Source organism: Burkholderia sp. BCC0322 (genome assembly GCF_902833045.1).
Classification (GTDB): Bacteria; Pseudomonadota; Gammaproteobacteria; order Burkholderiales; family Burkholderiaceae; genus Burkholderia.
Window position 1 is genome coordinate 620,642 of record NZ_CADFDU010000002.1, and the last position, 25,988, is coordinate 646,629.

24 protein-coding genes are annotated in these 25,988 nt (G+C 65.0%); 22 read left to right on the plus strand and 2 right to left on the minus strand.

Annotated elements, in window-relative coordinates; genetic code table 11:
- The first annotated feature begins 179 nt into the window (after positions 1-179).
- From gyrA to cysM, 16 genes are all read left to right on the plus strand, one after another.
- Positions 180-2,783: a DNA gyrase subunit A gene (gene gyrA, locus HWX39_RS08925; protein ID WP_175967126.1), complete on the plus strand. Its 2,604-nt coding sequence runs from the start codon at positions 180-182 to the stop codon at positions 2,781-2,783.
- 83 nt (positions 2,784-2,866) lie between these two features.
- Positions 2,867-3,466 (plus strand): DUF2059 domain-containing protein, encoded by a 600-nt coding sequence (locus HWX39_RS08930; protein WP_021157463.1) that lies wholly within the window; start codon positions 2,867-2,869, stop codon positions 3,464-3,466.
- A gap of 156 nt (positions 3,467-3,622) precedes the next feature.
- Entirely contained in the window at positions 3,623-4,705 is a 1,083-nt protein-coding gene (gene serC / locus HWX39_RS08935; protein ID WP_089460586.1) for a 3-phosphoserine/phosphohydroxythreonine transaminase, read from the plus strand.
- A gap of 33 nt (positions 4,706-4,738) precedes the next feature.
- On the plus strand, positions 4,739-5,821 hold the full coding sequence (pheA, locus tag HWX39_RS08940) for a prephenate dehydratase (protein WP_124669188.1): 1,083 nt from the start codon (positions 4,739-4,741) through the stop codon (positions 5,819-5,821).
- A gap of 186 nt (positions 5,822-6,007) precedes the next feature.
- Positions 6,008-6,934, plus strand: a complete 927-nt coding sequence (locus HWX39_RS08945; RefSeq protein ID WP_175967128.1) for a prephenate dehydrogenase/arogenate dehydrogenase family protein — start codon at positions 6,008-6,010, stop codon at positions 6,932-6,934.
- A 13-nt stretch (positions 6,935-6,947) separates the two neighbouring features.
- Positions 6,948-8,252 (plus strand): 3-phosphoshikimate 1-carboxyvinyltransferase, encoded by a 1,305-nt coding sequence (aroA, locus tag HWX39_RS08950; RefSeq protein ID WP_175967130.1) that lies wholly within the window; start codon positions 6,948-6,950, stop codon positions 8,250-8,252.
- Positions 8,253-8,265: 13 nt separating this feature from the next.
- Positions 8,266-8,952, plus strand: a complete 687-nt coding sequence (gene cmk / locus HWX39_RS08955; protein ID WP_175967132.1) for a (d)CMP kinase — start codon at positions 8,266-8,268, stop codon at positions 8,950-8,952.
- Positions 8,953-9,076: 124 nt separating this feature from the next.
- Entirely contained in the window at positions 9,077-10,807 is a 1,731-nt protein-coding gene (gene rpsA, locus HWX39_RS08960) for a 30S ribosomal protein S1 (protein ID WP_319000483.1), read from the plus strand.
- Positions 10,808-10,829: 22 nt separating this feature from the next.
- The gene (locus HWX39_RS08965; protein WP_006486894.1) at positions 10,830-11,153 is read left to right on the plus strand and encodes an integration host factor subunit beta; all 324 of its coding nucleotides are present in this window, start codon (positions 10,830-10,832) and stop codon (positions 11,151-11,153) included.
- A 210-nt stretch (positions 11,154-11,363) separates the two neighbouring features.
- Complete coding sequence (locus HWX39_RS08970; RefSeq protein WP_175967134.1) at positions 11,364-11,657, plus strand: LapA family protein; 294 nt, start codon at positions 11,364-11,366, stop codon at positions 11,655-11,657.
- 53 nt (positions 11,658-11,710) lie between these two features.
- Complete coding sequence (gene lapB / locus HWX39_RS08975; protein WP_175967136.1) at positions 11,711-12,883, plus strand: lipopolysaccharide assembly protein LapB; 1,173 nt, start codon at positions 11,711-11,713, stop codon at positions 12,881-12,883.
- 90 nt (positions 12,884-12,973) lie between these two features.
- A complete protein-coding gene (locus tag HWX39_RS08980; RefSeq protein WP_175967138.1) occupies positions 12,974-14,374 on the plus strand; it encodes a UDP-glucose/GDP-mannose dehydrogenase family protein in 1,401 nt (466 codons plus the stop codon).
- Positions 14,375-14,381: 7 nt separating this feature from the next.
- Positions 14,382-15,332, plus strand: a complete 951-nt coding sequence (gene rfaE1 / locus HWX39_RS08985) for a D-glycero-beta-D-manno-heptose-7-phosphate kinase (protein WP_175967140.1) — start codon at positions 14,382-14,384, stop codon at positions 15,330-15,332.
- Between the two features lie 63 nt (positions 15,333-15,395).
- Positions 15,396-16,388: an ADP-glyceromanno-heptose 6-epimerase gene (gene rfaD, locus HWX39_RS08990; protein WP_175967141.1), complete on the plus strand. Its 993-nt coding sequence runs from the start codon at positions 15,396-15,398 to the stop codon at positions 16,386-16,388.
- Positions 16,389-16,461: 73 nt separating this feature from the next.
- On the plus strand, positions 16,462-16,806 hold the full coding sequence (locus tag HWX39_RS08995; RefSeq protein ID WP_175967142.1) for a helix-hairpin-helix domain-containing protein: 345 nt from the start codon (positions 16,462-16,464) through the stop codon (positions 16,804-16,806).
- A gap of 198 nt (positions 16,807-17,004) precedes the next feature.
- Positions 17,005-17,907 (plus strand): cysteine synthase CysM, encoded by a 903-nt coding sequence (gene cysM / locus HWX39_RS09000; protein WP_175967143.1) that lies wholly within the window; start codon positions 17,005-17,007, stop codon positions 17,905-17,907.
- Positions 17,908-17,986: 79 nt separating this feature from the next.
- On the opposite strand, the gene mltB is transcribed toward cysM, so the two are convergent.
- Positions 17,987-19,330: a lytic murein transglycosylase B gene (gene mltB, locus HWX39_RS09005; protein WP_175967144.1), complete on the minus strand. Its 1,344-nt coding sequence runs from the start codon at positions 19,328-19,330 to the stop codon at positions 17,987-17,989.
- Between the two features lie 43 nt (positions 19,331-19,373).
- On the opposite strand from mltB, the gene HWX39_RS09010 reads away from it, so the two are divergent.
- Positions 19,374-20,297: a histone deacetylase family protein gene (locus HWX39_RS09010; RefSeq protein WP_011351344.1), complete on the plus strand. Its 924-nt coding sequence runs from the start codon at positions 19,374-19,376 to the stop codon at positions 20,295-20,297.
- A 30-nt stretch (positions 20,298-20,327) separates the two neighbouring features.
- On the opposite strand, the gene HWX39_RS09015 is transcribed toward HWX39_RS09010, so the two are convergent.
- Entirely contained in the window at positions 20,328-21,248 is a 921-nt protein-coding gene (locus HWX39_RS09015) for an alpha/beta hydrolase (protein WP_175967145.1), read from the minus strand.
- A 216-nt stretch (positions 21,249-21,464) separates the two neighbouring features.
- On the opposite strand from HWX39_RS09015, the gene HWX39_RS09020 reads away from it, so the two are divergent.
- The 5 genes from HWX39_RS09020 to HWX39_RS09040 all read left to right on the plus strand — a co-directional run bounded on the left by HWX39_RS09020 (position 21,465) and on the right by HWX39_RS09040 (position 25,896).
- Positions 21,465-22,499 carry a methionine ABC transporter ATP-binding protein gene (locus tag HWX39_RS09020; RefSeq protein WP_175967146.1) on the plus strand — a complete coding sequence of 345 codons (1,035 nt, stop codon included), beginning with the start codon at positions 21,465-21,467 and terminating at the stop codon, positions 22,497-22,499.
- Complete coding sequence (locus tag HWX39_RS09025; protein WP_006486982.1) at positions 22,489-23,142, plus strand: methionine ABC transporter permease; 654 nt, start codon at positions 22,489-22,491, stop codon at positions 23,140-23,142. Before HWX39_RS09020 ends, HWX39_RS09025 begins: the two co-directional genes overlap by 11 nt.
- Before the next feature lie 29 nt (positions 23,143-23,171).
- Positions 23,172-23,966 carry a MetQ/NlpA family ABC transporter substrate-binding protein gene (locus HWX39_RS09030; RefSeq protein ID WP_175967147.1) on the plus strand — a complete coding sequence of 265 codons (795 nt, stop codon included), beginning with the start codon at positions 23,172-23,174 and terminating at the stop codon, positions 23,964-23,966.
- Positions 23,967-24,194: 228 nt separating this feature from the next.
- Entirely contained in the window at positions 24,195-24,944 is a 750-nt protein-coding gene (locus HWX39_RS09035) for an electron transfer flavoprotein subunit beta/FixA family protein (protein ID WP_175967148.1), read from the plus strand.
- A 16-nt stretch (positions 24,945-24,960) separates the two neighbouring features.
- On the plus strand, positions 24,961-25,896 hold the full coding sequence (locus tag HWX39_RS09040; protein WP_059666582.1) for an electron transfer flavoprotein subunit alpha/FixB family protein: 936 nt from the start codon (positions 24,961-24,963) through the stop codon (positions 25,894-25,896).
- The last annotated feature ends 92 nt before the right edge of the window (positions 25,897-25,988 follow it).

Below are 25,988 nucleotides of genomic sequence, written 5' to 3' on the forward strand. Positions count from 1 at the left end.
TGCAATTGCGGTGGGTAATTTCCGGCACGTTCGCCGCGGCTGCGATTTTCGCTGTTTACATATAGTGGGGGAGGCGAATTGGCGGCTGATGGGCGCATGTTAGAATCTCGCGTTGCGTTGCGCATGCAGCGCCCACGCGAAAGGCGTTCGCCGTCTTCGCTCCGAAACGATACGGATACATGGATCAATTCGCCAAAGAGACCCTGCCCACCTCCCTAGAGGAGGAAATGCGCCGTTCGTATCTCGATTACGCGATGAGCGTGATCGTCGGACGTGCCCTCCCGGATGTCCGCGATGGCCTGAAGCCCGTGCATCGGCGCGTGTTGTTCGCGATGCACGAACTGAACAACGACTGGAACCGCGCGTACAAGAAGTCGGCGCGTATCGTCGGTGACGTGATCGGTAAGTACCACCCTCACGGCGATACCGCGGTCTACGACACGATCGTGCGGATGGCGCAGGACTTCTCGCTGCGCTACATGCTGATCGACGGGCAGGGCAACTTCGGCTCGATCGACGGCGACAATGCCGCGGCGATGCGTTACACCGAAATTCGCATGGCGAAGATCGGTCACGAGCTGCTCGCCGACATCGACAAGGAAACGGTCGATTTCGAGCCGAACTACGACGGCAATGAAACGCAGCCGTCGGTCCTGCCGTCGCGCATCCCGAATCTGCTGATCAACGGCTCGTCGGGTATTGCGGTCGGCATGGCGACCAACATCCCGCCGCATAACCTGAACGAAGTCGTCGACGCGTGCCAGCACCTGCTGGGCAACCCGGAGGCGACGATCGACGAGCTGATCGAGATCATCCCGGCGCCGGATTTCCCGACGGCCGGCATCATCTACGGCGTCGCCGGCGTGCGCGACGGCTACCGCACCGGGCGCGGCCGCGTCGTGATGCGTGCGGCCACGCACTTCGAGGAGATCGACCGCGGCCAGCGGATGGCGATCATCGTCGACGAGCTGCCGTACCAGGTGAACAAGCGTTCGCTGCTCGAGCGGATCGCCGAGCTTGTCAACGAGAAGAAGCTCGAAGGCATCTCCGACATCCGCGACGAGTCCGACAAGAGCGGAATGCGCGTCGTGATCGAACTCAAGCGCGGCGAAGTGCCGGAAGTCGTGCTGAACAACCTGTACAAGGCGACGCAGCTCCAGGATACGTTCGGCATGAACATGGTCGCGCTCGTCGACGGCCAGCCGAAGCTGCTGAACCTGAAGGAAATCCTGCAGTGCTTCCTGTCGCATCGGCGCGAAGTGCTGACGCGCCGCACGATCTACGAACTGCGCAAGGCCCGCGAACGCGGCCACGTGCTCGAAGGTCTCGCGGTCGCGCTTGCGAACATCGACGACTTCATCGCGATCATCAAGGCTGCGCCGACGCCGCCGATCGCGAAGGCGGAGTTGATGGCGAAGCCGTGGGATTCGTCGCTCGTGCGCGAGATGCTCACGCGCGCCGAGAGCGAGAACGCGGCGGCCGGCGGCCGCTCCGCGTACCGCCCGGAGGGTCTGAACCCGGCGTTCGGCATGCAGAGCGACGGCCTCTACCGCCTGTCCGACACGCAGGCCCAGGAAATCCTGCAGATGCGTCTGCAGCGCCTGACCGGCCTCGAGCAGGACAAGATCATCGGCGAGTATCGCGAAGTGATGGCACAGATCGCCGACCTCCTGGACATCCTCGCGCGCCCCGAGCGGATCACGACGATGATCGGCGAGGAGCTGACCACGGTGAAGGCCGAGTTCGGCGACGCGCGCCGCTCGAAGATCGAACTGAACGCGACCGAGCTGAACACCGAAGATCTGATCACGCCGCAGGACATGGTCGTCACGATGTCGCATGCGGGCTACGTGAAGTCGCAGCCGCTGTCCGAGTACCGCGCGCAAAAGCGCGGCGGTCGCGGCAAGCAGGCGACGCAGATGAAGGAGGACGACTGGATCGAGACGCTGTTCATCGCGAACACCCACGACTACATCCTGTGCTTCTCGAACCGCGGCCGCGTGTACTGGGTCAAGGTCTATGAAGTGCCGCAGGGCTCGCGCAACTCGCGCGGCCGCCCGATCGTCAACATGTTCCCGCTGCAGGATGGCGAGAAGATCAACGTCGTGCTGCCGGTCAAGGAGTTCTCGGCCGACAAGTTCATCTTCATGGCGACGTCGCTCGGCACCGTGAAGAAGACGCCGCTCGAAGCATTCGGCCGTCCGATGAAGAAGGGCATCATCGCGGTCGGTCTCGACGACGGCGACTTCCTGATCGGTGCGTCGATCACCGACGGCGCGCACGACGTGATGCTGTTCTCCGACGCCGGCAAGGCCGTGCGCTTCGACGAGAACGACGTGCGTCCGATGGGGCGCGAGGCGCGCGGCGTGCGCGGCATGCAGCTCGAGGACGGGCAGAAGGTCATCGCGATGCTGGTCGCGGGCAGCGAGGAGCAGACCGTGCTCACCGCGACCGAGAACGGCTACGGCAAGCGCACGCCGATCACCGAGTACACGCGCCACGGCCGGGGTACGAAGGGTATGATCGCGATCCAGACGTCCGAGCGCAACGGCAAGGTCGTGGCCGCGACGCTCGTCGACGCCGAGGATCAGATCATGCTGATTACGACGGCCGGCGTGTTGATTCGCACCCGCGTCTCCGAGATTCGCGAGATGGGGCGTGCCACGCAAGGTGTTACACTCATCAGTCTCGATGAGGGTACCAAGCTCTCTGGCCTGCAGCAGATCGCGGAGGCCGAAGAGGGCGATGGCGAGGCCGACGAGGCGTCGGACGGCGAAGCCTGAAGAACGGATGAGACTCTGGCCGCCGCGGGCGTGAAGCGCCGCGGCCGGCGAGCAACCATTCATATTTCCAAAAGGGAGTGATGATGCAAAAGCAATTCAAGCAACTGGTCCTGCTGGCTGCACTGGTGCCGACGTTCGCGATGGCGCAAGCGCTGTCGAATTCCGCACCGGCACCCGCCGCGGCAGCTGCGCCGATCGACGCCGACAAGAAGGCAGCGATCAAGGATCTGCTCGACGCGATCGACGCGCCGAAGCTCGTGTCGGCAATCGGCAACAGCGCCGAAATGCAGGCCAAGCAACTCGTGCCGGCGATCCTGTCGGACGCGCTGTCGGAAAACAAGACGCTGAACGACAAGCAGAAGCAGGCTGCCGTTCCGACGCTGCAGAAGAACGCGGTGCCGAAGCTGGTTGACGGCGCAGGCAAGGTGTTCGGTACGCAACAGTTCCAGAACGACGCGATGTCGGCTCAGTACGACGCATACGCGAAGTACTACAGCACGTCGGAGATCAAGGATCTGACGACGTTCTACAAGAGCCCGACGGGCCGCAAGTTCATCCAGGTTCAGGATCAGGTCGGTCGCGACGTGGTCAACGGCCTGATGCAGAAGTACATGCCGCAAGCTATCCAGGCAACGCGCACGCAGGCTGACAAGGAAGTCGCAGCAGTCAAGCCGGGCAAGTAAAGCCGTCCAGGCACGCCCCCCGGCCGTTCGGCCGGGTTTGGCGGGAGCCTGGCTACAGTGCGATAATGGCCGTTTGCGCGCGAGCGCAAACGGCCATTTCTTTTCTGGCGCGTTCCGCCGGCGGCGAGCCGGTCGCGTCCCTCCGAGGTTTTCACGATGCGCGTCTTTAATTTCTCCGCCGGCCCTGCGGCGATGCCCGAGGAAGTGCTGCGGCAAGCTGCCGACGAGATGCTCGACTGGCACGGCAGCGGCATGAGCGTGATGGAGATGAGCCATCGCGGCAAGGAATTCATGTCGATCCACGAGGCCGCGCTGACCGACCTGCGCGACCTGCTCGGCGTGCCGGCCAGTCACCGGATCCTGTTCCTGCAGGGGGGCGGTATCGCGGAAAACGCGATCGTGCCGATGAACCTGCTCGGGTCGCGCAAGACGGCCGACTTCGTCGTCACGGGCTCGTGGTCGCAGAAGTCGTTCAGCGAAGCGAAGAAATACGGTACGCCGCATCTCGCCGCGACCGGCAAGACCGAAGACGGCTTCACGCGTGCGCCCGCGCGCGCGGAATGGCAGCTGTCGGACGATCCGGCGTACGTGCATCTGTGCACCAACGAGACGATCGACGGCGTCGAGACGTTCGAGATTCCCGATCTCGGTGACGTACCGCTGGTCGCGGACGTCTCGTCGCACATCCTGTCGCGTCCGATGGACGTCGCGAAGTACGGCGTGCTGTTCGGCGGCGCGCAGAAGAACATCGGGATGGCCGGCGTGACGCTCGTGATCGTGCGCGAGGATCTGCTCGACCGCGCGCTGTCGATCTGCCCGTCCGCGTTCGAATGGAAGACCATCGCCGCGAACAACTCGCTGTACAACACGCCGCCCACCTATGCGATCTACATCGCGGGCCTGGTATTCCAGTGGCTGAAGCGGCAGGGTGGCCTCGAAGCGATCGAGGCCCGCAATATCGAAAAAGCGAAGCTGCTCTACGACACGATCGATGCGAGCAGTTTCTATCTGAACAAGGTCGAGCCGGCAGCGCGTTCGCGGATGAACGTGCCGTTTTTCCTGGCCGACGAAACGCGCAACGAAGACTTCCTTGCCGGCGCAAAGGCGCGCGGGCTGCTGCAGCTGAAGGGCCACAAGTCCGTCGGTGGCATGCGGGCGTCGATCTACAACGCGGTGCCGCTCGAGGGCGTGAAAGCGCTCGTCGAGTACATGAAGGACTTCGAGCAGCGCGGCGCCTGACGGCGGCGCTGTTCAAACAGCACGGCAAAACGCATGGACGACGAACTGAATTCCCGCCTGAAACCGCTGCGTGATCGCATCGATGCGATCGACGCGCAGCTGATCGCGCTCCTGAACCAGCGCGCCGCGGTGGCGCTGGAGGTGGGCGAGGTCAAGAAGCATTTCAACGCGCCGGTGTTTCGGCCGGAGCGCGAGCTGCAGGTGATCGCGCGGCTGCAGGACATGAGCGCGGGGCCGCTCGCGAGCGAGCACATCAGCGCCATCTGGCGCGAGATCATGGCCGCCAGCCGTGCACTCGAGCAGACGATCCACGTCGCGTTCCTCGGGCCGGTCGGCACGTACAGCGAGCAGGCGATGCTCGAGTACTTTGGCCAGTCGATCGAAGGGCTGCCGTGCCCGTCGATCGACGAGGTGTTCCGCTCGGTCGAGGCCGGTGCGTCCGCATTCGGCATTGCGCCGGTCGAGAACTCGACCGAAGGCGCCGTGTCGCGAACGCTCGACCTGCTGCTGCAGACACAACTGCTGATCAGCGGCGAGCTCGCGCTCCCGATCCATCACAACCTGCTGACGCAGAGCGGCACGCTCGACGGCGTGAAACGCGTCTGTGCGCATGCGCAGGCGCTCGCGCAATGCCAGCAGTGGCTCGCAGCGAATGCACCGCAGCTCGAGCGGCAGGCGGTAGCGAGCAACGCGGAGGCCGCGCGTCTCGCGGCGGCCGATCCGACCGTCGCGGCGATCGCGGGCGACCGCGCGGCCGCGCACTACGGCTTGCAGATCGCGTTTTCGCTGATCCAGGACGATCCGCACAACCGCACGCGCTTCGTGATCATCGGCAAGCAGCCGGCGGGGCAAAGCGGTCACGACCAGACGTCGCTGATCGTGTCGGTGAAGAACGAGCCGGGCGCCGTATTCAAGCTGCTCGAGCCGCTCGCACGGCACGGCGTGTCGATGACGCGCTTCGAGTCGCGCCCGGCGCGCGTCGGCACATGGGAGTACTACTTCTACATCGACATCGAAGGGCATCGGGACGATGCGGCAGTCGCGGCCGCGCTCGCGGAACTCGGCCAGAAGGCCGCGTTCCTGAAGATACTCGGTTCGTATCCGCGCGCACGCTGATGCGCGGCGGCCCGTCGCCTGTTCGCGCAGGCGTTGGGGCCAGGCGGGCAGGGCAGGCCGGTCGGCGCTGCCGAAGGCGGGTTCGGGCAGCATCCGGCGCAGGTTGTGCCGGATGCGGGCCCGTTGCCCGGAATCTGGAATTCCGCGTGGCGGGCGTCGTCCCGCGCGCGTAACTTGGCTCTTGTCGTGTCAGGCTTTGCATTCAACAAACTGGTCATCTTCGGCGTCGGCCTGATCGGCGGATCGCTGGCCCGCGCACTGCGCGAGCGCGCGCCAGGCGGCGCGGGCGAGGTTGTCGGCGTGGGTCGTTCACGTACTTCGGTCGAGCGTGCGCTTGCGCTCGGCGTGATCGACCGAGCGGCGGCGCTCGACGACGACGTGCAATTGCGTGACGCGCTCGCAGGCGCCGATCTCGTGCTGCTGGCGGCGCCCGTCGCGCAGACGGGGCCGTTGCTCGCACGCATCGCGCCGTGGCTTGAAGTGGCGACGATCGTCACCGATGCGGGCAGCACCAAGTCCGATGTCGTCGCGGCCGCGCGCGAAGCGCTCGGTGCGCGGATCGCGCAGTTCGTGCCGGGGCATCCGATCGCTGGTCGCGAGTCGAGCGGCGTCGAGGCCGCGTTGCCGGATCTGTACGTCGGCCGCAACGTCGTGCTGTGCCCGCTGTCGGAGAACGCAACCGAATCGGTCGCGCGGATCGACGCAATGTGGCGCGCAACCGGCGCCGACGTGCGTACGATGAGCACGGAGCAGCACGATCGCGTGTTTGCGTCGATCAGCCATCTGCCGCACGTGTTGTCGTTCGCGCTCGTCGAACAGATCCTCGGCGAGGCCGACGCGGAACTGAAATTCTCGTACGCGGCGGGCGGCTTCCGCGATTTCACGCGCATCGCGGCGTCGAGCCCGGAGATGTGGCGCGACGTGTGCGTCGCGAACCGCGCGGCGCTGCTCGACGAACTCGATGGCTATACGCGCGTGCTCGCGCGGCTGCGCGCGGCGATCGACGTCGGCGACGGCGCGGCCCTCGAAGTGGTGTTCACGCGCTCGCGCGCGGCGCGCAAGGCATGGCAGGAGCGCGGTGGTGCGCCCGCTGCCGAACCGGTCAAGAAATAACAGGACGATTCCCATGGACTATCTCGATCTCGGCCCGTACTCCAGCGCATCGGGCACCGTGCGCCTGCCCGGCTCGAAGAGCATTTCGAACCGCGTGCTGCTGCTCGCGGCGCTTGCCGAAGGCGAAACGACGATCACCAACCTGCTCGACTCCGACGACACGCGCGTAATGCTCGACGCGCTCGGCAAGCTCGGGGTGAAGCTCGCGCGCGATGGCGACACCTGTGTCGTCACGGGCACGCGCGGCGCATTCACCGCGAAGACGGCCGACCTGTTCCTCGGCAACGCGGGCACGGCCGTGCGGCCGCTGACTGCCGCGCTCGCGGTGAACGGCGGCGACTATCGCGTGCACGGCGTGCCGCGCATGCACGAGCGGCCGATCGGCGATCTCGTCGACGGCCTGCGGCAGATCGGCGCGCAGATCGACTACGAGCTGAACAAAGGCTACCCGCCGCTGCGGATCAAGCCCGCGAACATTTCCGTCGACGCGCCGATCCGCGTGCGCGGCGACGTGTCGAGCCAGTTCCTCACGGCGCTGCTGATGACGCTGCCGCTCGTGAAGGCGAAGGACGGCAAGATCGTCGTCGAGGTCGACGGCGAGCTGATCTCGAAGCCGTACATCGACATCACGATCCGGCTGATGGAGCGCTTCGGCGTGACCGTCGAGCGCGACGGCTGGCAGCGCTTCGTCGTGCCGGCCGGCGTCCGCTACCGGTCGCCGGGGCGGATCATGGTCGAGGGCGATGCGTCGTCCGCATCGTACTTCCTCGCGGCCGGCGCACTTGGCGGCGGCCCGCTGCGCGTCGAAGGCGTGGGGCGGGCGAGCATCCAGGGTGACGTCGGTTTCGCGAATGCGCTGATGCAGATGGGCGCGAACGTGACGATGGGCGACGACTGGATCGACGTGCGCGGTATCGGCCACGACCACGGCAAGCTCGAGCCGATCGACATGGACTTCAACCTGATCCCCGATGCGGCGATGACCATTGCGGTCGCGGCGCTGTTCGCGAGCGGCACGAGCACGCTGCGCAACATCGCGAGCTGGCGCGTGAAGGAAACGGACCGCATCGCCGCGATGGCGACCGAGTTGCGCAAGGTCGGCGCGATCGTCGAGGAAGGCCCTGACTACCTCGTCGTCACGCCGCCGGAAAAGCTCACGCCGAACGCGGCGATCGACACGTACGACGATCACCGGATGGCGATGTGCTTCTCGCTCGTCAGCCTGGGCGGCGTGCCCGTGCGGATCAACGATCCGAAGTGCGTCGGCAAGACGTTCCCCGACTATTTCGACCGCTTCGCCGCGCTCGCCAAAGCCTGACCCATTTGTTCCGATGAAATCGACCCGACCCTTTCACCCGACTCCCGTCATCACGATCGACGGCCCGACTGCTTCCGGCAAGGGCACCGTCGCCGCGCTCGTCGCCGCGCACCTTGGCTTCCACTTGCTCGACAGCGGCGCGCTGTACCGGCTGGCCGCGCTCGCGAGCGTGCGCTACGGCATTGACGCGGAGGACGTCGACGCGCTGGTGAAACTGATCGACGATCTCCACATCACGTTCCGCGAGGGCTGCGCGCAGCTCGACGGCGTCGATGTGTCGAACGACATCCGCGCTGAAGCGGTCGGCAACCGCGCATCGGCGATTGCCGTGCACGGGCCCGTGCGCACCGCGCTCGTCGCGCGCCAGCGCGCGTTCCGCAAGACGCCAGGCCTCGTCGCGGACGGGCGCGACATGGGCACCGTGATCTTCCCGGACGCCGTGCTGAAGGTGTTCCTGACGGCGAGCGCCGAGGCGCGCGCGACCAGACGGCATAAGCAATTGATGCAAAAAGGTTTTTCTGCTAATATAGATGACTTGCTCCGGGATCTTCGTGACCGTGACGCGCGCGACAGCAATCGCGCGGCCGCACCGCTGAAGCCCGCGGCAGATGCCAAGCTGCTCGATACGTCGGCACTTTCGGTCGACGAAGCAGTCGATCAGGTGCTGCAGTGGTATCGCGCGCTCGGTCAGCCCGCCTGAGAAGGCGGGCAGCGGTAGGTGCCCCGCGTCGCAAGCGCGGAGCGTGTTTCGAACCCTTAACCCCGTGTGGTCTTCGATCTGGCCCTTTCAGCCTGCCATTCCGGCCGGCGTGGCACAGCGAGCCATGCACAATCAGATTTTTATGTCCGACCTGCAAACCTCCAACCCGAATACTGAATCTTTCGCGGCTCTGTTCGAAGAGTCGCTGACCCGCCAAGACATGCGCGCCGGCGAAGTGATTTCCGCCGAAGTCGTGCGCGTCGACCACAACTTCGTGGTCGTCAATGCAGGCCTGAAGTCCGAGGCTTACATTCCGATCGAGGAATTCCTGAACGATCAGGGCGAGGTTGAGGTGCAGTCGGGCGATTTCGTGTCCGTCGCGATCGACGCACTCGAAAACGGCTACGGCGATACGATCCTGTCGCGCGACAAGGCGAAGCGCCTTGCATCGTGGCTGTCGCTGGAAAAGGCTCTCGACAACAACGAACTCGTCACCGGCACGATCACCGGCAAGGTGAAGGGCGGCATGACCGTGATGGTCAACGGCATCCGCGCGTTCCTGCCGGGTTCGCTGGTCGACACGCGTCCGGTCAAGGACACGACCCCGTACGAAGGCAAGACGCTCGAGTTCCGCGTGATCAAGCTCGATCGCAAGCGTAACAACGTCGTGCTGTCGCGTCGTGCAGTGATCGAAGCAACGCAAGGCGAAGAGCGCGCGAAGCTGCTCGAGACGCTGAAGGAAGGCGCGATCGTCAACGGCGTGGTCAAGAACATCACCGACTACGGCGCGTTCGTCGACCTCGGCGGCATCGACGGCCTGCTGCACATCACCGACATCGCATGGCGTCGTGTGCGTCACCCGAGCGAAGTCCTGTCGGTTGGCCAGGAAGTCACCGCGAAGATCCTCAAGTTCGACCAAGAGAAGAACCGCGTGTCGCTGGGCATCAAGCAACTGGGCGACGATCCGTGGGAAGGCATCTCGCGCCGTTACCCGTCGGGCACGCGCCTGTTCGGCAAGGTCACGAACATCACCGACTACGGCGCATTCGTCGAAGTGGAATCGGGCATCGAAGGCCTCGTCCACGTGTCGGAAATGGACTGGACCAACAAGAACGTTGCTCCGTCGAAGGTTGTCCAGCTGGGCGACGAAGTCGAAGTCATGGTCCTCGAGATCGACGAAGACCGTCGTCGTATCAGCCTCGGCATGAAGCAGTGCAAGCCGAATCCGTGGGATGACTTCAGCCGCAACTTCAAGAAGGGCGACAAGATCACGGGCGCAATCAAGTCGATCACCGACTTCGGCGTGTTCATCGGTCTGCCTGGCGGCATCGACGGCTTGGTTCACCTGTCGGACCTGTCGTGGAGCGAAGCTGGCGAAGAAGCTGTTCGCAAGTACAAGAAGGGCGACGAAGTCGAAGCCATCGTGCTCGGTATCGACGTCGAGAAGGAACGTATTTCGCTCGGCATCAAGCAGCTCGAAGGCGACCCGTTCAGCAACTACGTTGCAATGAACGACAAGGGCTCGATCGTCGACGGTGTCGTGAAGACGGTCGATGCGAAGGGTGCGGTCGTTACGCTGACGGGCGACATCGAAGGCTACCTGCGCGCATCGGAAATCTCGCAGGATCGCGTCGAAGACGCACGCAACGTGCTGAAGGAAGGCGACAAGGTCAACGCGATGGTGATCAACATCGATCGCAAGTCGCGCGGCATCAACCTGTCGATCAAGGCGAAGGATTCGGCTGAACAACAGGAAGCGATCCGCGGCCTGCAGTCGGACTCGAGCGCTGCTGCGACCGGTACGACCAACCTCGGCGCGCTGCTGAAGGCGAAGCTCGACGGCCAGAACCAGTAAGCCTCACGAGGTCTGCTGAAGTATGACCAAATCCGAGTTGGTCGCGCAGCTGGCATCGCGATTTCCGCAACTTGTCCTCAAGGATGCGGATTTCGCGGTGAAAACGATGCTCGATGCGATGTCCGACGCCCTGGCGAAAGGGCATCGCATTGAAATTCGGGGTTTCGGCAGCTTTGGCCTCAACCGTCGCCCGGCGCGCGTCGGACGCAACCCGAAGTCAGGGGAGAAAGTGCAGGTGCCCGAGAAGTTCGTGCCGCACTTCAAGCCTGGCAAGGAATTGCGGGAACGCGTCGACGGCCGCGCCGGTGAACCGCTGAAGGCTGACGATCCGGACGACGAGCGTTGAGCGTCATCCGGTTTGCCCGGAACCCATCCGGCGAAGGCTGAAAAGAAAAGCGCCCCTTGCGGGCGCTTTTTTCATTTTCGGCGATCGCCGCGCAACGGGTGCGCGCAGGATCTGCGCAGGCGCGGAAACGCATCCTTTACAATACGGGTCGATTCGGTGCGGCGAAGGGGAGTCGCGCGCCGCGGCAAACCTCAACAAAGAGAGGGCTTCATGAAGTTTATCGTCTGGCTGATCCGGGTATTGGTGTTCGTACTGCTGCTGGTGCTTGCGCTGGCCAATACGCAAACCGCGACGCTGAATTTCGTTGCCGGCTATTCGTGGCAAGCGCCGCTGATCCTGATCGGCCTCGCGTTCTTCGCCGTGGGGCTGCTGGCCGGCCTGCTGTCCGCGCTGCCTTCGATCTTTCGCGTGCGTCTCGAGAACGGGCGCCTGAAGCGCGATCTGCGTGCGGCACGCGAAACGCCGGCCGTCATCGACCAGCCGCCGATGCCGCCCGTCATTTAACACGGACGCCGCGCGATAATCGCGCGGTTTTCGTCTCTGCTTCGATATTTCGCATGGATCTGGATTTCTGGTGGTTGCTCGCGATTCCGGTGGCGTTCGCGCTTGGTTGGGCGGCGTCACGCTATGACCTGAAGAATCTCCTGTCGGAGAGCGCCAACCTGCCGCGATCGTATTTTCGCGGCCTGAATTTTCTGTTGAACGAACAACCCGACAAGGCGATCGACGCGTTCATCGAAGTCGCCAAGCTCGATCCGGAGACGGTCGAGCTGCACTTCGCGCTCGGTAACCTGTTTCGCCGCCGCGGCGAGACCGACCGCGCGATCCGGGTGCACCAGAACCTGCTGAGCCGCACGGACCTGCCGGTCAACGAGCGCGACCACGCGCTGTACGAGCTCGGCCAGGATTTCCTGAAAGCCGGCCTGCTCGATCGTGCCGAGGAAGCGTTTCACAAGCTCGCCGACGGTGATTACGCGCTCGGCGCGCAGCGGGCGCTGCTGACGATCTACGAGATCGAGAAGGACTGGAACAAGTCGATCGATACGGCGAAGCGCATCGAGTCGATGAGCGAGAAGCCGCTCGGCGTCGAAATTGCACAGTTCCACTGCGAGCTCGCGCAGGACGCGCTGCAGCGCAAGAACGCGGCAGCGGCAGCCGAACAGCTGCGCCTGGCGCTGACCGTGAACCCGCAGAACGTTCGTGCGACGGTCCTGTCCGGCGACGCGGCGGAAGCGGAGGGCAACCACGCGGCCGCGATCGAGCACTGGAAGCGCGTCGAAGCGCAGAATCCGGCGTATCTGCCGCTCGTCGCCGACAAGCTGATGAAGGCGTACGTCGCGCTCGGCAAGAACGCCGAAGGCGCCGAGCTGCTGATGGGGTATGTCGACCGCTATCCGTCGAACGACCTGCTCGACATCGCGTACCAGCACCTCGCGGGGTTGCGCGGCCAGGATGTGGCACACGCGCTCGCGCGTACGCAGATGGAGAAGTCGCCGAACCTGTCGGGGATGCTGCATCTGCTCGATGCGCAAATCGCCGCGGCCGACGAGCCGCGTCGTAAGGAACTTGAAATGATGCGTGCGCTGATCAAGCAGCGCACGAAGAATCTGCCACGGTATACGTGCCAGAATTGCGGTTTCCGGGCGCGGCTTTTCTATTGGCAGTGCCCCGGATGCAGCGGTTGGGAAACCTATGCGCCGCGCCGCGTCGAACCTGCGATGCCGGGCTGATCCCGGCACGCGGAGCCAACGCGCTGCGGTTGCCGCCGGGCTTGTCCCGGCGGCCAAGTTAGTCAATTACCGGGAAGTACCGGAACATCTATGAAAATCACCATCATCGGCACCGGCTATGTCGGTCTCGTCACGGGCGCCTGCCTCGCGGAGATCGGTCACGACGTATTCTGCCTCGACGTCGATCCGCGCAAGATCGACATCCTGAACAACGGCGGGATGCCGATTCACGAACCGGGGCTGCTGGACATTATCGCGCGCAACCGCGCGGCCGGGCGCCTGCGCTTCTCGACCGACATCGAGGCGAGCGTCGCGCACGGCGAGATCCAGTTCATCGCCGTCGGCACGCCGCCCGACGAGGACGGCTCGGCCGACCTGCAGTACGTGCTCGAAGCCGCGCGCAACATCGGCCGCCACATGACGGGCTTCAAGGTGATCGTCGACAAGTCGACGGTGCCGGTCGGCACCGCGCAGCGCGTGCGCGGCGTGGTCGACGAGGCGCTTGCCGCCCGCGGTCTAGCAGGCAGCGTCGCGCATCGCTTCTCGGTCGTGTCGAACCCGGAGTTCCTGAAGGAGGGCGCCGCGGTCGAAGATTTCATGCGCCCTGACCGGATCATCATCGGCGTCGACGACGACGAGACGGGCGTGATCGCGCGCGAGAAGATGAAGAAGCTGTACGCGCCGTTCAACCGCAACCATGAGCGCACGATCTACATGGACGTGCGCTCGGCCGAATTCGCGAAATATGCGGCGAACGCGATGCTTGCAACGCGCATCTCGTTCATGAACGAGATGTCGAATCTCGCCGACAAGGTCGGCGCGGACATCGAGGCCGTGCGCCGCGGGATCGGCTCCGATCCGCGCATCGGCTATCACTTCCTGTACGCTGGCGTCGGCTACGGCGGCTCGTGCTTCCCGAAGGACGTCCAGGCGCTGATTCGCACCGCAGGAGAAAACGGCCAGCCGCTGCGCATCCTGGAAGCCGTCGAGGCGGCCAACCATGCGCAGAAGGATGTGTTGATCGGCAAGATCGAGCAGCGCTTCGGCGTTGACCTGACCGGCCGCGAGTTCGCGGTCTGGGGCCTGGCGTTCAAGCCGAACACCGACGACATGCGCGAGGCGCCGAGCCGCCGCCTGATCGCCGCGCTGCTCGAACGCGGTGCGACCGTGCGCGCGTACGATCCGGTCGCGGTCGACGAGGCACGGCGCGTGTTCGCACTGGATTTCGGTGACGATGCGGACGCGCTCGCGCGGTTGCATCTCGTCGATACGCAGGACGTCGCGGTGACGGGGGCGGATGCGCTCGTGATCGTGACCGAGTGGAAGGAATTTCGGAGCCCCGATTTCACGCGCCTGAAGGCCGAACTGAAGGCGCCGGTGATCTTCGACGGGCGCAACCTGTACGAGCCGGACGCGATGGCCGAACTAGGCATCGACTACTACGCGATCGGTCGGCCGTATGTCGATCCCCAGTCGTTTTCCCGTGGTTGACCGCACGATGACTACCCTCCGCGATGTCGTTCAGGTGCCGCGCGAGCAGCTCGCGCGCTCGCGCGTGCTGGTCGTCGGCGACGTGATGCTCGACCGTTACTGGTTCGGCAACGTCGATCGCATTTCGCCGGAAGCGCCGGTGCCGGTCGTGCACGTGCAGCGCCAGGAAGAGCGGCTCGGCGGCGCGGCCAACGTCGCGCGCAATGCCGTGACGCTGGGTGGCCAGGCCGGATTGCTGTGCGTCGTCGGTTGCGACGAACCCGGCGAGCGGATCGTCGAGCTGCTCGGCAGCAGCGGCGTGACGCCGCATCTCGAGCGCGACCCGGCGTTGCCGACCACGATCAAGCTGCGCGTGCTCGCGCGCCAGCAGCAACTGCTGCGCGTCGACTTCGAGGCGATGCCGACGCACGAGGTGCTGCTCGCGGGGCTCGCGCGGTTCGACGCGCTGGTGCCGCAGCACGACGTCGTGCTGATGTCGGATTATGCGAAAGGCGGCCTGACGCACGTCACGACGATGATCGAGAAAGCGCGTGCGGCCGGCAAGTCCGTCCTCGTCGACCCGAAGGGCGACGACTGGGCGCGCTACCGCGGCGCATCGCTGATCACGCCGAATCGCGCGGAATTGCGCGAAGTGGTCGGGCAGTGGAAGTCGGAAGACGATCTGCGCGCGCGCGTTGCGAAGCTGCGCGCGGAACTCGATATCGACGCGCTGCTGCTCACGCGCTCGGAAGAGGGCATGACGCTCTTTTCCTCCGACGGCGAACTGAACGCACCGGCGCTCGCGCGCGAGGTATTCGACGTGTCGGGCGCGGGCGATACCGTGATCGCGACGGTCGCGACGATGCTCGGCGCAGGTGTGCCGCTCGTCGATGCCGTCGTGCTCGCGAATCGCGCGGCAGGCATCGTGGTCGGCAAGCTCGGCACGGCCACGGTGGACTACGACGAACTGTTTCACTGAGCGCATGCGGTGGCGCGACGAGCGCGCCGCACGCATGGCTCGCACTTTTCAGGCAGGACGATCATGACCCTCATCGTCACCGGCGCAGCCGGTTTTATCGGCGCGAACATCGTCAAGGCGCTCAACGAGCGCGGCGAGACGCGCATCATCGCGGTCGACAACCTGACGCGCGCGGACAAGTTCCGCAATCTCGTCGATTGCGAGATCGACGACTATCTGGACAAAACGGAATTCGTCGATCGCTTCGCACGCGGCGATTTCGGCAAGGTACGCGCGGTGTTCCACGAAGGTGCCTGTTCGGACACGATGGAAACCGACGGTCGCTACATGATGGACAACAACTTCCGCTACAGCCGCGCGGTGCTCGACACCTGCCTCGCGCAGGGTACGCAGTTCCTGTACGCGTCGTCGGCGGCAATCTACGGCGGCTCGACGCGGTTCGTCGAGGAGCGTGACGTCGAGGCGCCGCTGAATGTCTACGGCTATTCGAAGTTCCTGTTCGACCAGGTGATCCGTCGCGTGCTGCCGACCGCGAAGAGCCAGATCGCCGGCTTCCGCTATTTCAATGTGTACGGCCCGCGCGAAACGCACAAGGGGCGCATGGCGTCGGTCGCGTTCCACAACTTCAACCAGTTCCGTGCGGAAGGCAAGGTGAAGCTGTTCGGCGAGTACAACGGCTATGCGCCGGGCGAGCAGACGCGCGACTTCGTGTCGGTCGAGGACGTGACGAAGGTGAACCTGTTCTTCTTCGATCATCCGGAGAAGTCGGGTATCTTCAACCTCGGCACGGGCCGTGCGCAACCGTTCAACGATATCGCGTCGACGGTCGTGAATACGCTGCGCGCGCTCGACAACCAGCCGCCGCTGACGCTCGCCAAGCAGGTCGAGCAGGGGCTGATCGAATACGTGCCGTTTCCCGATGCATTGCGCGGCAAGTACCAGTGCTTCACGCAGGCCGACCAGACGAAGCTGCGCGCGGCCGGTTACGACGCGCCGTTCCTGACCGTGCAGGAAGGCGTCGACCGCTACGTCCGTTGGCTATCCGGCCAGGTTTAAGCGGAAGCGTTGCATCGATAAACTGGGTCTCACGGTCGGCAGCCGCCGGCCGAATTCATCGGAGATCCAGCACATGATCAGGAAATGGTTGGCCGCAGCGGCAATGCTCGGCACGATCGCGTCGGCCTGGGCGGCCGTCGACGTCAACACCGCGAACGAGGATGCGCTCGTCGGCATCAAGGGCATCGGCCCGGCGCGGGCGAAAGCGATTCTCGACGAACGCGGCGCACGCGGTCCGTTCAGGAATGCCGAAGATCTCGCATCACGCGTGAAAGGCATGGGTGGCCATACCGTCGAGCGGCTTCAGCAGGAAGGGCTGACGATAGGCGCGGCCGGCACGAGTGCCGCGCAGCCGGCTGCGGGCAAGCCGGCTGCCGGCAAGCCTGCGGCTGCACCCGCCCGCACCGCACAGAAGTAACGCGCTACGCGCGATCGACAACGAGCTCCTTCAGCCGCCGTCGTTGCGACGGCTTCCCGCGGCATGCCGCGGGTTTTTTGCGTGGGCGCGGCGTAGGGCGGCCACGCGTATTCCATCGTCGCAATGGGGTTGCCGGCGCGAGCAGCGGTGCTGGTTTACAATCGATCGATTGATCGGCCTCGTACTCACGGTATATCCATGGCTTACAAAACTATCGAAGACACGATCGGCAATACGCCGCTCGTCCAACTGGTCCGCTTGCCGGACGAGGAGATTCGCGCGCGCAACAACGTGGTGCTCGCGAAGCTCGAAGGCAACAATCCGGCCGGTTCCGTGAAAGATCGTCCGGCACTGTCGATGATCAGCAAGGCCGAGGCGCGCGGGCGCATCAAGCCGGGCGATACGTTGATCGAAGCGACGAGCGGCAACACGGGTATCGCACTCGCGATGGCAGCGGCGATCCGCGGCTACAAGATGGTGCTGATCATGCCGGAGGATCTGTCGGTCGAGCGCCGCCAGAGCATGGCTGCCTACGGTGCCGAAATCATCCTGACGCCGGTGAAGGGCGGGATGGAGCTGGCGCGGGATCTCGCGGACCAGATGCAGCGCGAAGGCAAGGGCGTGATCCTCGACCAGTTCGCGAACCCCGACAATCCGATTGCGCACTACGAAGCGACGGGCCCGGAAATCTGGCGCGATACCGAAGGCCGCATCACGCATTTCGTGTCGGCCATGGGCACGACGGGCACGATCATGGGCACGTCGCACTATCTGAAGGAACAGAATCCGGCGATCGAGATCGTCGGTGCGCAGCCGGAAGACGGTTCGCGCATTCCGGGTATCCGCAAGTGGCCGGAGGCATACATGCCGACCATTTTCGATCGCAGCCGCGTCGACCGCGTCGAGAGCGTGAGCCAGGCCGCAGCGGAAACGATGGCGCGCCGGCTCGCGGCTGTCGAAGGCATCTTCGCGGGCATTTCGTCGGGCGGCGCATGTGAAGTCGCGATGCGCATCGCGCGTCAGGTCGAGAATGCGACGATCGTGTTCATCGTCTGCGATCGCGGCGACCGCTACCTGTCCACGGGCGTGTTTCCCGCCTGAACGTGGGCAGGCGCGCGTCGAGCGCATGCGATAAAAAAAGCGCCGCTTGTGCGGCGCTTTTTCTTTGGGCGGGCGCTGCTTACTGCGATTGCGTTTCGGTGGCGCTCGGCTGAAGTGCGCCGCTCGCTTCCATTTGTGCCTTCACGGCCTCGCCAAGCTGGTACACGGTGAGCGCGTAGAAGAAGCTGCGGTTGTAGCGCGTCAGCACATAGAAATTCTTGAGACCGAGCATGTACTCGGTCGCGCGCCCCGGTGACGGCAGGTCGACCACCGTCACGGGCGTACCGGCTTCGGTGGTGATGTTGACCGCCGGCTCGTTCAGCGTCATGCCCGCGCGCAGCAGTTGCGACAGCGCCCAGTGCGGTTCAGGCTGGCCGTCGGCGGCGGCCTGGGCGATCCCCAGGCTGCCCGTATCGGGCGTGATCTGCCAGACCACCGGGCGGTCGGTTTCCCAGCCGTGCTGCTTCAGGTAGTTCGCGACGCTGCCGATCGCATCGGCAGGGCTGCTGCGCAGGTCGACATGGCCCGTGCCGTCGAAGTCGACCGCATATTCGCGGATACTGCTCGGCAGGAACTGCGGAATCCCGATCGCGCCCGTATACGAGCCGAGCACGGTGGTCGGGTCGAGTTGGTTATCGCGGGTCCAGACCAGGAAATCCTCGAGGTTCTTGCGGAACGTCGCCTGGCGGCTGTCGCGATTCGGCGTGTCCGGATAGTCGAACGTCAGCGTCGTCAGCGCGTCGAGCACGCGGAAATTACCCATGTAGCGGCCGTAGATCGTCTCGACGCCGATGATGCCGACGATCACCTCGGGCGGCACGCCGAATTGCTCGGACGCGCGTTGCAGCGTTGCCTGGTTCGCCTTCCAGAATTTCACGCCTGCGTTGATGCGGATCGGCTCGATGAAGCGGGAGCGATAGATGCGCCAGTTCTTGACCGTCGGCGACGGGGCCGGCTTCACGAGCTTGACGGCCGTTGCCGAATAGCTGATGCGCGAGAACAGCGCATGCAGGCTCGCGGAGTCGAAGCCGTTGCGGCTCACCATCTCGTCGATGAACGCGTCGACCTTCGCGTTGTTCGCGTAGCGCTGCGGAACAATTTCCTCTTCGAAGGTCTGGCCTTGCGGCGTCGGCTGCTGCGGCTGGGCCTGTGCGACGAGCTTGCCCGCGGACTTCGCGGGTTGCGTCTGCGCGCTGGCAGGCGCGGTGCCGAGGGCCGCCACGACAGCGACCGCAACGAGCGGGACGCGAGCACGGAACAGCGCGGAGAGAAGGGCGGCAGGCTTGCTGGAATTCATGTCGAAGCGGGCGGACAGGGCGATTGGGTTCGGCGCAGTATACCCGACGGATCCGGCGCGCCGGGGCGTGGCGGGCCCCCGTTGTGGTAAGTTAGCGGCGAATTCGCGGCAGACGATGGACATCATTGATGGAGACCTGCGGCGCACCGTGCGCCGTGGATGACAGCTTATGGCAACCGCTTTCTATACGCACCCCGACTGTATGCTGCACGAGATGGGGGAATGGCATCCGGAATGCCCGGCCCGCCTCTCGGCGATCCAGGATCAATTGATCGCGAGCCGCATCGACGACCTGATCGTGCACGAAACCGCACCGTTCGCGAGCGAGGTGGCGCTGGGCCGGGTGCATACGCAGGCGCACATCGACTACATCCGGAGCATGACGCCGGTGGACGGCTACGTCGAGATCGATCCCGATACGCTGATGAACCGCGATACGTGGCGCGCGGCGCTGCGCGCGGCCGGCGCCGCGATCGCGGCGACCGACGCGGTGATCGAAGGCCGCTATGCGAATGCGTTCTGCGGCGTGCGCCCCCCCGGCCACCATGCGGAGCCCGCGCGCGCGATGGGTTTCTGCTTCTTCAACAACGTCGCGATCGCCGCGCGGCATGCGCTCGATGTACACGGTCTCGAGCGTGTGGCGATCATCGACTTCGACGTGCACCATGGCAACGGCACTGAAGCCGCGTTCGCGAACGACGAGCGCGTGCTGATGTGCAGCTTCTTCCAGCATCCGCTGTATCCGTTCTCGGGCGTCGATCACCAGGCCCCGAACATGGTCAACCTGCCGATGCCCGCGCGCAGCAACGGGATGGCGATCCGCGAAGCCGTCGACATGTTCTGGCTGCCGCGCCTCGATGCGTTCAAGCCGCAGATGCTGTTCGTGTCGGCGGGTTTCGACGCGCATCGCGAGGACGACATCGGCAACCTCGGCCTCGTCGAAGCCGACTTCGAATGGCTGACTGCGCAGATCGTCGACGTGGCGCGGCGGCATGCGCAGGGCCGTATCGTGAGCTGCCTCGAAGGCGGCTACAACCTGTCCGCGCTCGGGCGCAGCGTGGTCGCACACCTGCGCGTGCTGGCAGGCATCTGATGACCGATTGACCGGCCGGGCCGGGCGCGCTCAGCGCGCCGGCACGCGTGCGTGAATCCACGCGATCAGCGCGTCGATCACGCGATCGCGTTCGAGATCATTCATCGTTTCGTGAAAGCCGCCTTCGTACAGTGTCAGCGTGCGATCGGGCGAGCCGACGTGCGCACCGAACGCCCGGCTGCCGTCGGGTTCGGTCAGCTTGTCCTCGGTACCGTGATAGACGAGCACCGGAACGCGGAGCCCAGCGCGGCCGCTTTCGATGCGTGCCATCGCGTCGAGAATCTCCGCACCGGTGCGCGCGGGTACCGCGCCGTGATGCACGAGTGGATCGGCGCGATTGGCCGCGACGATGGCCGGATCGCGCGACAGCAGCGCTGCATCGATCCTGATTGCGGGGAAGGTCGGCCATACGCGGCTGATCACGCGGCTCACCGCGAGCATCCAGCGCGGCACGTCGCGCCCCGGCGCGAGCGCCGGGCTCGACAGCACGAGGCCCGTCAGCGCGTGGCCACGTGCCGGCGCACGTTCGATTGCGTAAAGCGCCGCGACCGCGCCACCCATGCTGTGCCCCATCAGGAACAGTGGCGAATTGCCGCGCGCGGCTTCGGCGACCAGCGCGTCCGCATCGTTCAGGTAGCCGTCGAAGCGCTCGACCCAGGCGCGCTTGCCGGGTGACTGGCCATGCCCGCGCAGGTCGATCGCGAGCACGTCGATGCCGGCCGCATTCAACCGGCCGGCGAGTGCGGCATAGCGGCCCGCGTGTTCGGCAAGACCGTGCACGAGCGCGATCGTCGCGCGTGGCGGCGTGGTGCCGTCGCCGGCCGGCCAGCGGTACGACGCCAGTTCGAGCCCGTCCGCGGTACGCAGCCGGCCCATGGTCGGCGCGGGCGACGACGAAGGTGCCGGTCGGGCGGTGGCGGGTGCGGCAGCCGGCGTAGTGGTGGCGGTCATCTGGCGTGTCCCCTGTCGATTGGTCGGTGTTCGGGATCATAGTCGCGGCACCGTCGCGGCGCGCCAGCGGCGCTCCTCTAATTTCGTGTGGTTATGAAAAGATCGAAATCGATTATTAAGGGGAATGAGGGGTTTGCGGTAAAATCGCCGGCTATTCCAGATGCATCGGTGGCCGACTGGCGGGCCTGCTCGCCAGCCGGCCACCGTTTTGTTTACATGATCGAAATACGCAATCTTTCGCAGCGTTTCCCCGGGCCGAGCGGCTGGGTCGAGGCGCTGCACAACGTCAACCTGACGATCCCGCAGGGCGAGGTGTTCGGCATCATCGGCCGAAGCGGCGCCGGCAAGAGCACGCTCGTGCGCACCATCAACCTGCTCACGCGGCCGACCGAAGGCAATGTCGTCGTCGGCGGGCGCGATCTCACGCTGCTGCCCGCTGGCGCGCTGCGCGAGGCGCGCCGCGAGATCGGCATGATCTTCCAGCACTTCAACCTGCTGTCGTCGCGCACGGTGTTCGACAACGTCGCACTGCCGCTGGAACTGGCCGGCGCAAGCCGTGCCGAGATCGAGGCCGCCGTGCTGCCGCTGCTCGACCTCGTCGGGCTGTCCGCGCAAAAGGATCGCTATCCGTCGCAGATCAGCGGCGGGCAGAAGCAGCGCGTCGGCATCGCACGCGCGCTCGCGAGCCAGCCAAAGGTGCTGCTGTCGGACGAAGCGACGTCCGCGCTCGATCCCGAGACCACGCGTTCGATCCTCGACCTGCTGAAGCGCATCAACCGCGAACTCGGCCTGACGATCGTGCTGATCACGCACCAGATGGAAGTGATCAAGCAGGTGTGCGATCGCGTCGCGGTGCTCGATGCAGGGCGGGTGGTCGAGGAAGGCCGCGTGATCGACGTGTTCCTGCAGCCGCATCACGAAGTGACGCGCGCGCTGATCGGCGACGTGATTGCGCAGGAATTGCCGCCCGCACTGAAGGCGCGCGTGGCCGAGCGGCTGAAGACCGGCAGCGGGCATCTGCTGCGGCTTGCGTTCACGGGCTCGGGTGTCGACCAGCCGATCCTGTCTGAGACGATCCGCCGGTACGAACTCGATTTCAACATCCTGCACGGCCAGATCGACGAGATCCAGGGGCAGGCATTCGGTTCGCTCGCGGTGCTCGCGGGCGGCGAGCCGGGCAAGGTCGGGCAGGCGCTCGCGTTCCTGCGCGAGCAAGGTGTGGTGGTAGAGGAGCTTTCGTATGTTGAGTGAGATGTTCGATATGTTCGTGCAGTCGTTCTGGGAGACGCTGATCATGGTCGGCATCTCCGGGGCGGTCGGCGCGCTCGTCGGCCTGCCGCTCGGCGTGCTGCTTTACCTGACCGATCGCCAGGGCGTACTGCAGAACCTCGCGGTGAATCGCGTGCTCGGCGGCATCGTGAATGCCGTCCGCTCGACGCCGTTCATCATCCTGCTGGTCGCGGTGATTCCGTTTACGCGGCTCGTCACGGGTTCGTCGATCGGCACGGCCGCGGCGGTCGTGCCGCTGACGCTCGCTGCCGCGCCGTTCATCGCGCGTCTCGTCGAGACGGCGTTGCGCGAAGTCGACCGCGGGCTGATCGAGGCTGCGCAGTCGATGGGCGCGACCACGTCGCAGATCGTCTTCAAGGTGCTGCTGCCCGAATCGCTGCCGGGCGTCGTCGCGGGCCTGACGATCACGTTCGTGTCGCTGGTCGGCTATTCGGCAATGGCCGGTGCGATCGGCGGCGGCGGCCTCGGCGATCTCGGGATTCGCTACGGCTACCAGCGCTATCTGCCGGAAGTGATGTGGACGGTGGTTGCGATCCTGATCGTGTTCGTGCAGATCGTGCAGTCGTTCGGCGACTGGCTCGTCCGCCGGCTGAGCCACAAGTAAAACAAGGTTGATCCGCTAGGGGACACTCGATGCAACGACGCTTCATGCTGAAATTCGCGGCGGCACTGGGCGCGGCCGCGCTGTTCGCGGGCGCGCACGCGCAGGCCGAAACCATCAAGGTGGGCGTGACGGGCGGCCCGCACGCGCAGATCATGGAGGCGGTGAAGAAGGTCGCGGCGAAGAGCGGCCTCGACATCCGCATCGTCGAATTCTCCGATTACGTGCAGCCGAATGCCGCGCTTGCGTCGGGCGACCTCGACGCGAACAGCTACCAGCACGATCCGTATCTGCAGGCGCAGGTGAAGGATCGCGGCTACAAGCTGATCAAGGTGGCGGATACCGTCACGTTTCCGATGGGCATCTATTCGAAGCGCGTGAAGTCGCTGGCCGAACTGAAGCCCGGCGCGCGCATCGCGATTCCGAACGATCCGACCAACGGCGGTCGTGCGCTCCTGTTGCTGCAAAAGCAGGGCCTGCTGAAGCTGCGCGCGGATGCGGGGCTGAAGGCGACGCCGCTCGATATCGTCGACAATCCGCGCAAGCTGAAGATCGTCGAACTTGATGCGGCGCAGATTCCGCGCTCGCTCGGTGACGTCGACGCGGCCGCGATCAATACCAACTACGCGATGGAAGCGGGGTTGAAACCGAAACAGGACGCGATCGCGATCGAGGGTCCGAACGGCCCGTACGCGAACATCCTCGCGATCCGCGAGGCGGATCGGAACAAGCCGTGGGTCGCGAAACTGGTCGCGGCCTATCATTCGGCCGATGTGAAGCAGTTCATCGAAGGCAAGTTCGGCGGCGCGGTTATTGCCGCCTGGTAACAGGCGAGGCACGGGGCGCCCGGCGGGATTAGAGTCGATGATCGAAAACCCGGGCTTTGCGTCCGGGTTTTTTCTCTTTTAAAATAGAACGACCGTTCGCTATCATTGGCGCGTCGCCAAGAAGCGGTATCCTCGACAGCCACGAAGGTTGGGTCCGCTTGGCCGCGCAGTCATGAGGCCTCGCTATAGAATGGCCTCTGGTCGTATTCGTAACTTTGGAGCGTGTGCATGAAAATCCTGGTGCCAGTGAAAAGAGTGGTCGATTACAACGTGAAGGTCCGCGTGAAGTCGGACAACACGGGTGTCGACATCGCGAACGTGAAGATGTCGATGAACCCGTTCGACGAAATCGCGGTTGAAGAAGCCGTGCGCCTGAAGGAAGCGGGCGTGGCGACCGAAGTGATCGCCGTGTCGGTGGGTGTCGCGCAAGCGCAGGAAACGCTGCGCACGGCGCTGGCGATCGGCGCGGATCGCGCGATCCTCGTCGAGTCGACCGACAGCGTCGAGCCGCTGGCCGTCGCGAAGATCCTGAAGGCGCTGGTCGACAAGGAACAGCCGCAGATGGTGATCCTTGGCAAGCAAGCGATCGACGACGATTCGAACCAGACGGGCCAGATGCTGGCGGCGCTGGCAGGCCTCCCGCAAGCGACGTTCGCATCGAAGGTCACGGTGGCCGACGGCAAGGCAACGGTCGCACGCGAAGTCGACGGCGGCGCGGAAACGCTGTCGCTGACGCTGCCGGCGGTGATCACGACCGACCTGCGCCTGAACGAGCCGCGTTATGTGACGCTGCCGAACATCATGAAGGCGAAGAAGAAGCCGCTGGAAACCGTGAAGCCGGAAGACCTGGGCGTGGATGTGACGCCGCGTCTGAAGACGCTGAAGGTGGTCGAGCCGCCGAAGCGCGCGGCCGGCGTGAAGGTGCCGGACGTGAAGACGCTGGTCGAGAAGCTGAAGACCGAAGCCAAGGTGCTGTAAGAGGGAGCGGAAAGAAATGACGATTCTGGTGATTGCAGAACACGACAACGCGTCGATCAAGGCCGCGACGCTGAACACGGTGGCGGCGGCAGCGAAGATTGGCGGCGACATTCACGTGCTGGTCGCGGGCCACAATGCGCAGGCGGCTGCGGACGCGGCAGCGAAGATCGCAGGCGTGTCGAAGGTACTCCTGGCCGACGCGCCGCAACTCGAAGCGGGCCTCGCGGAAAACGTCGAAGCGACCGCGCTGAACATCGCGAAGGACTACTCGCACATCCTCGCGCCGGCGACGGCGTACGGCAAGAATATCGCGCCGCGTATCGCCGCGAAGCTGGACGTTGCGCAGATCTCGGACATCACGGCGGTCGATTCGGCCGACACGTTCGAGCGCCCGATCTACGCGGGCAATGCGATCGCGACGGTGCAGTCGAGCGACCCGATCAAGGTCATCACGGTGCGTGCGACGGGTTTCGATCCGGTTGCTGCTGAAGGCGGCAGCGCGTCGGTCGAGAAGATTGAAGCGGCGGCAGATGCAGGCAAGTCGCAGTTCGTGAGCCGTGAGGTGACGAAGCTGGACCGTCCGGAACTCACGAGCGCAAGCATCATCGTGTCGGGCGGCCGTGGCCTCGGTAGCGGCGAGAACTACACGAAGGTGCTGGAGCCGCTGGCGGACAAGCTGAGCGCGGCACTGGGCGCATCGCGCGCGGCAGTCGACGCCGGCTACGTGCCGAACGACTACCAGGTCGGCCAGACCGGGAAGATCGTCGCGCCGCAGCTGTACATCGCGGTCGGCATCTCGGGTGCGATCCAGCACCTGGCAGGCATGAAGGATTCGAAGGTGATCGTCGCGATCAACAAGGATCCCGAAGCGCCGATCTTCAGCGTGGCCGACTACGGCCTCGTCGGCGATCTGTTCGCGCTCGTGCCGGAGCTCGTGGCCGAGCTCGGCTAACGCAGTGTGACGCTTCGGCGGTAAGCACACGAGAAGAGGGGCGCGACGAGCGCCCCTTTTTTTCGCCATCGACAGAAGAGAGAGGAGGGAGA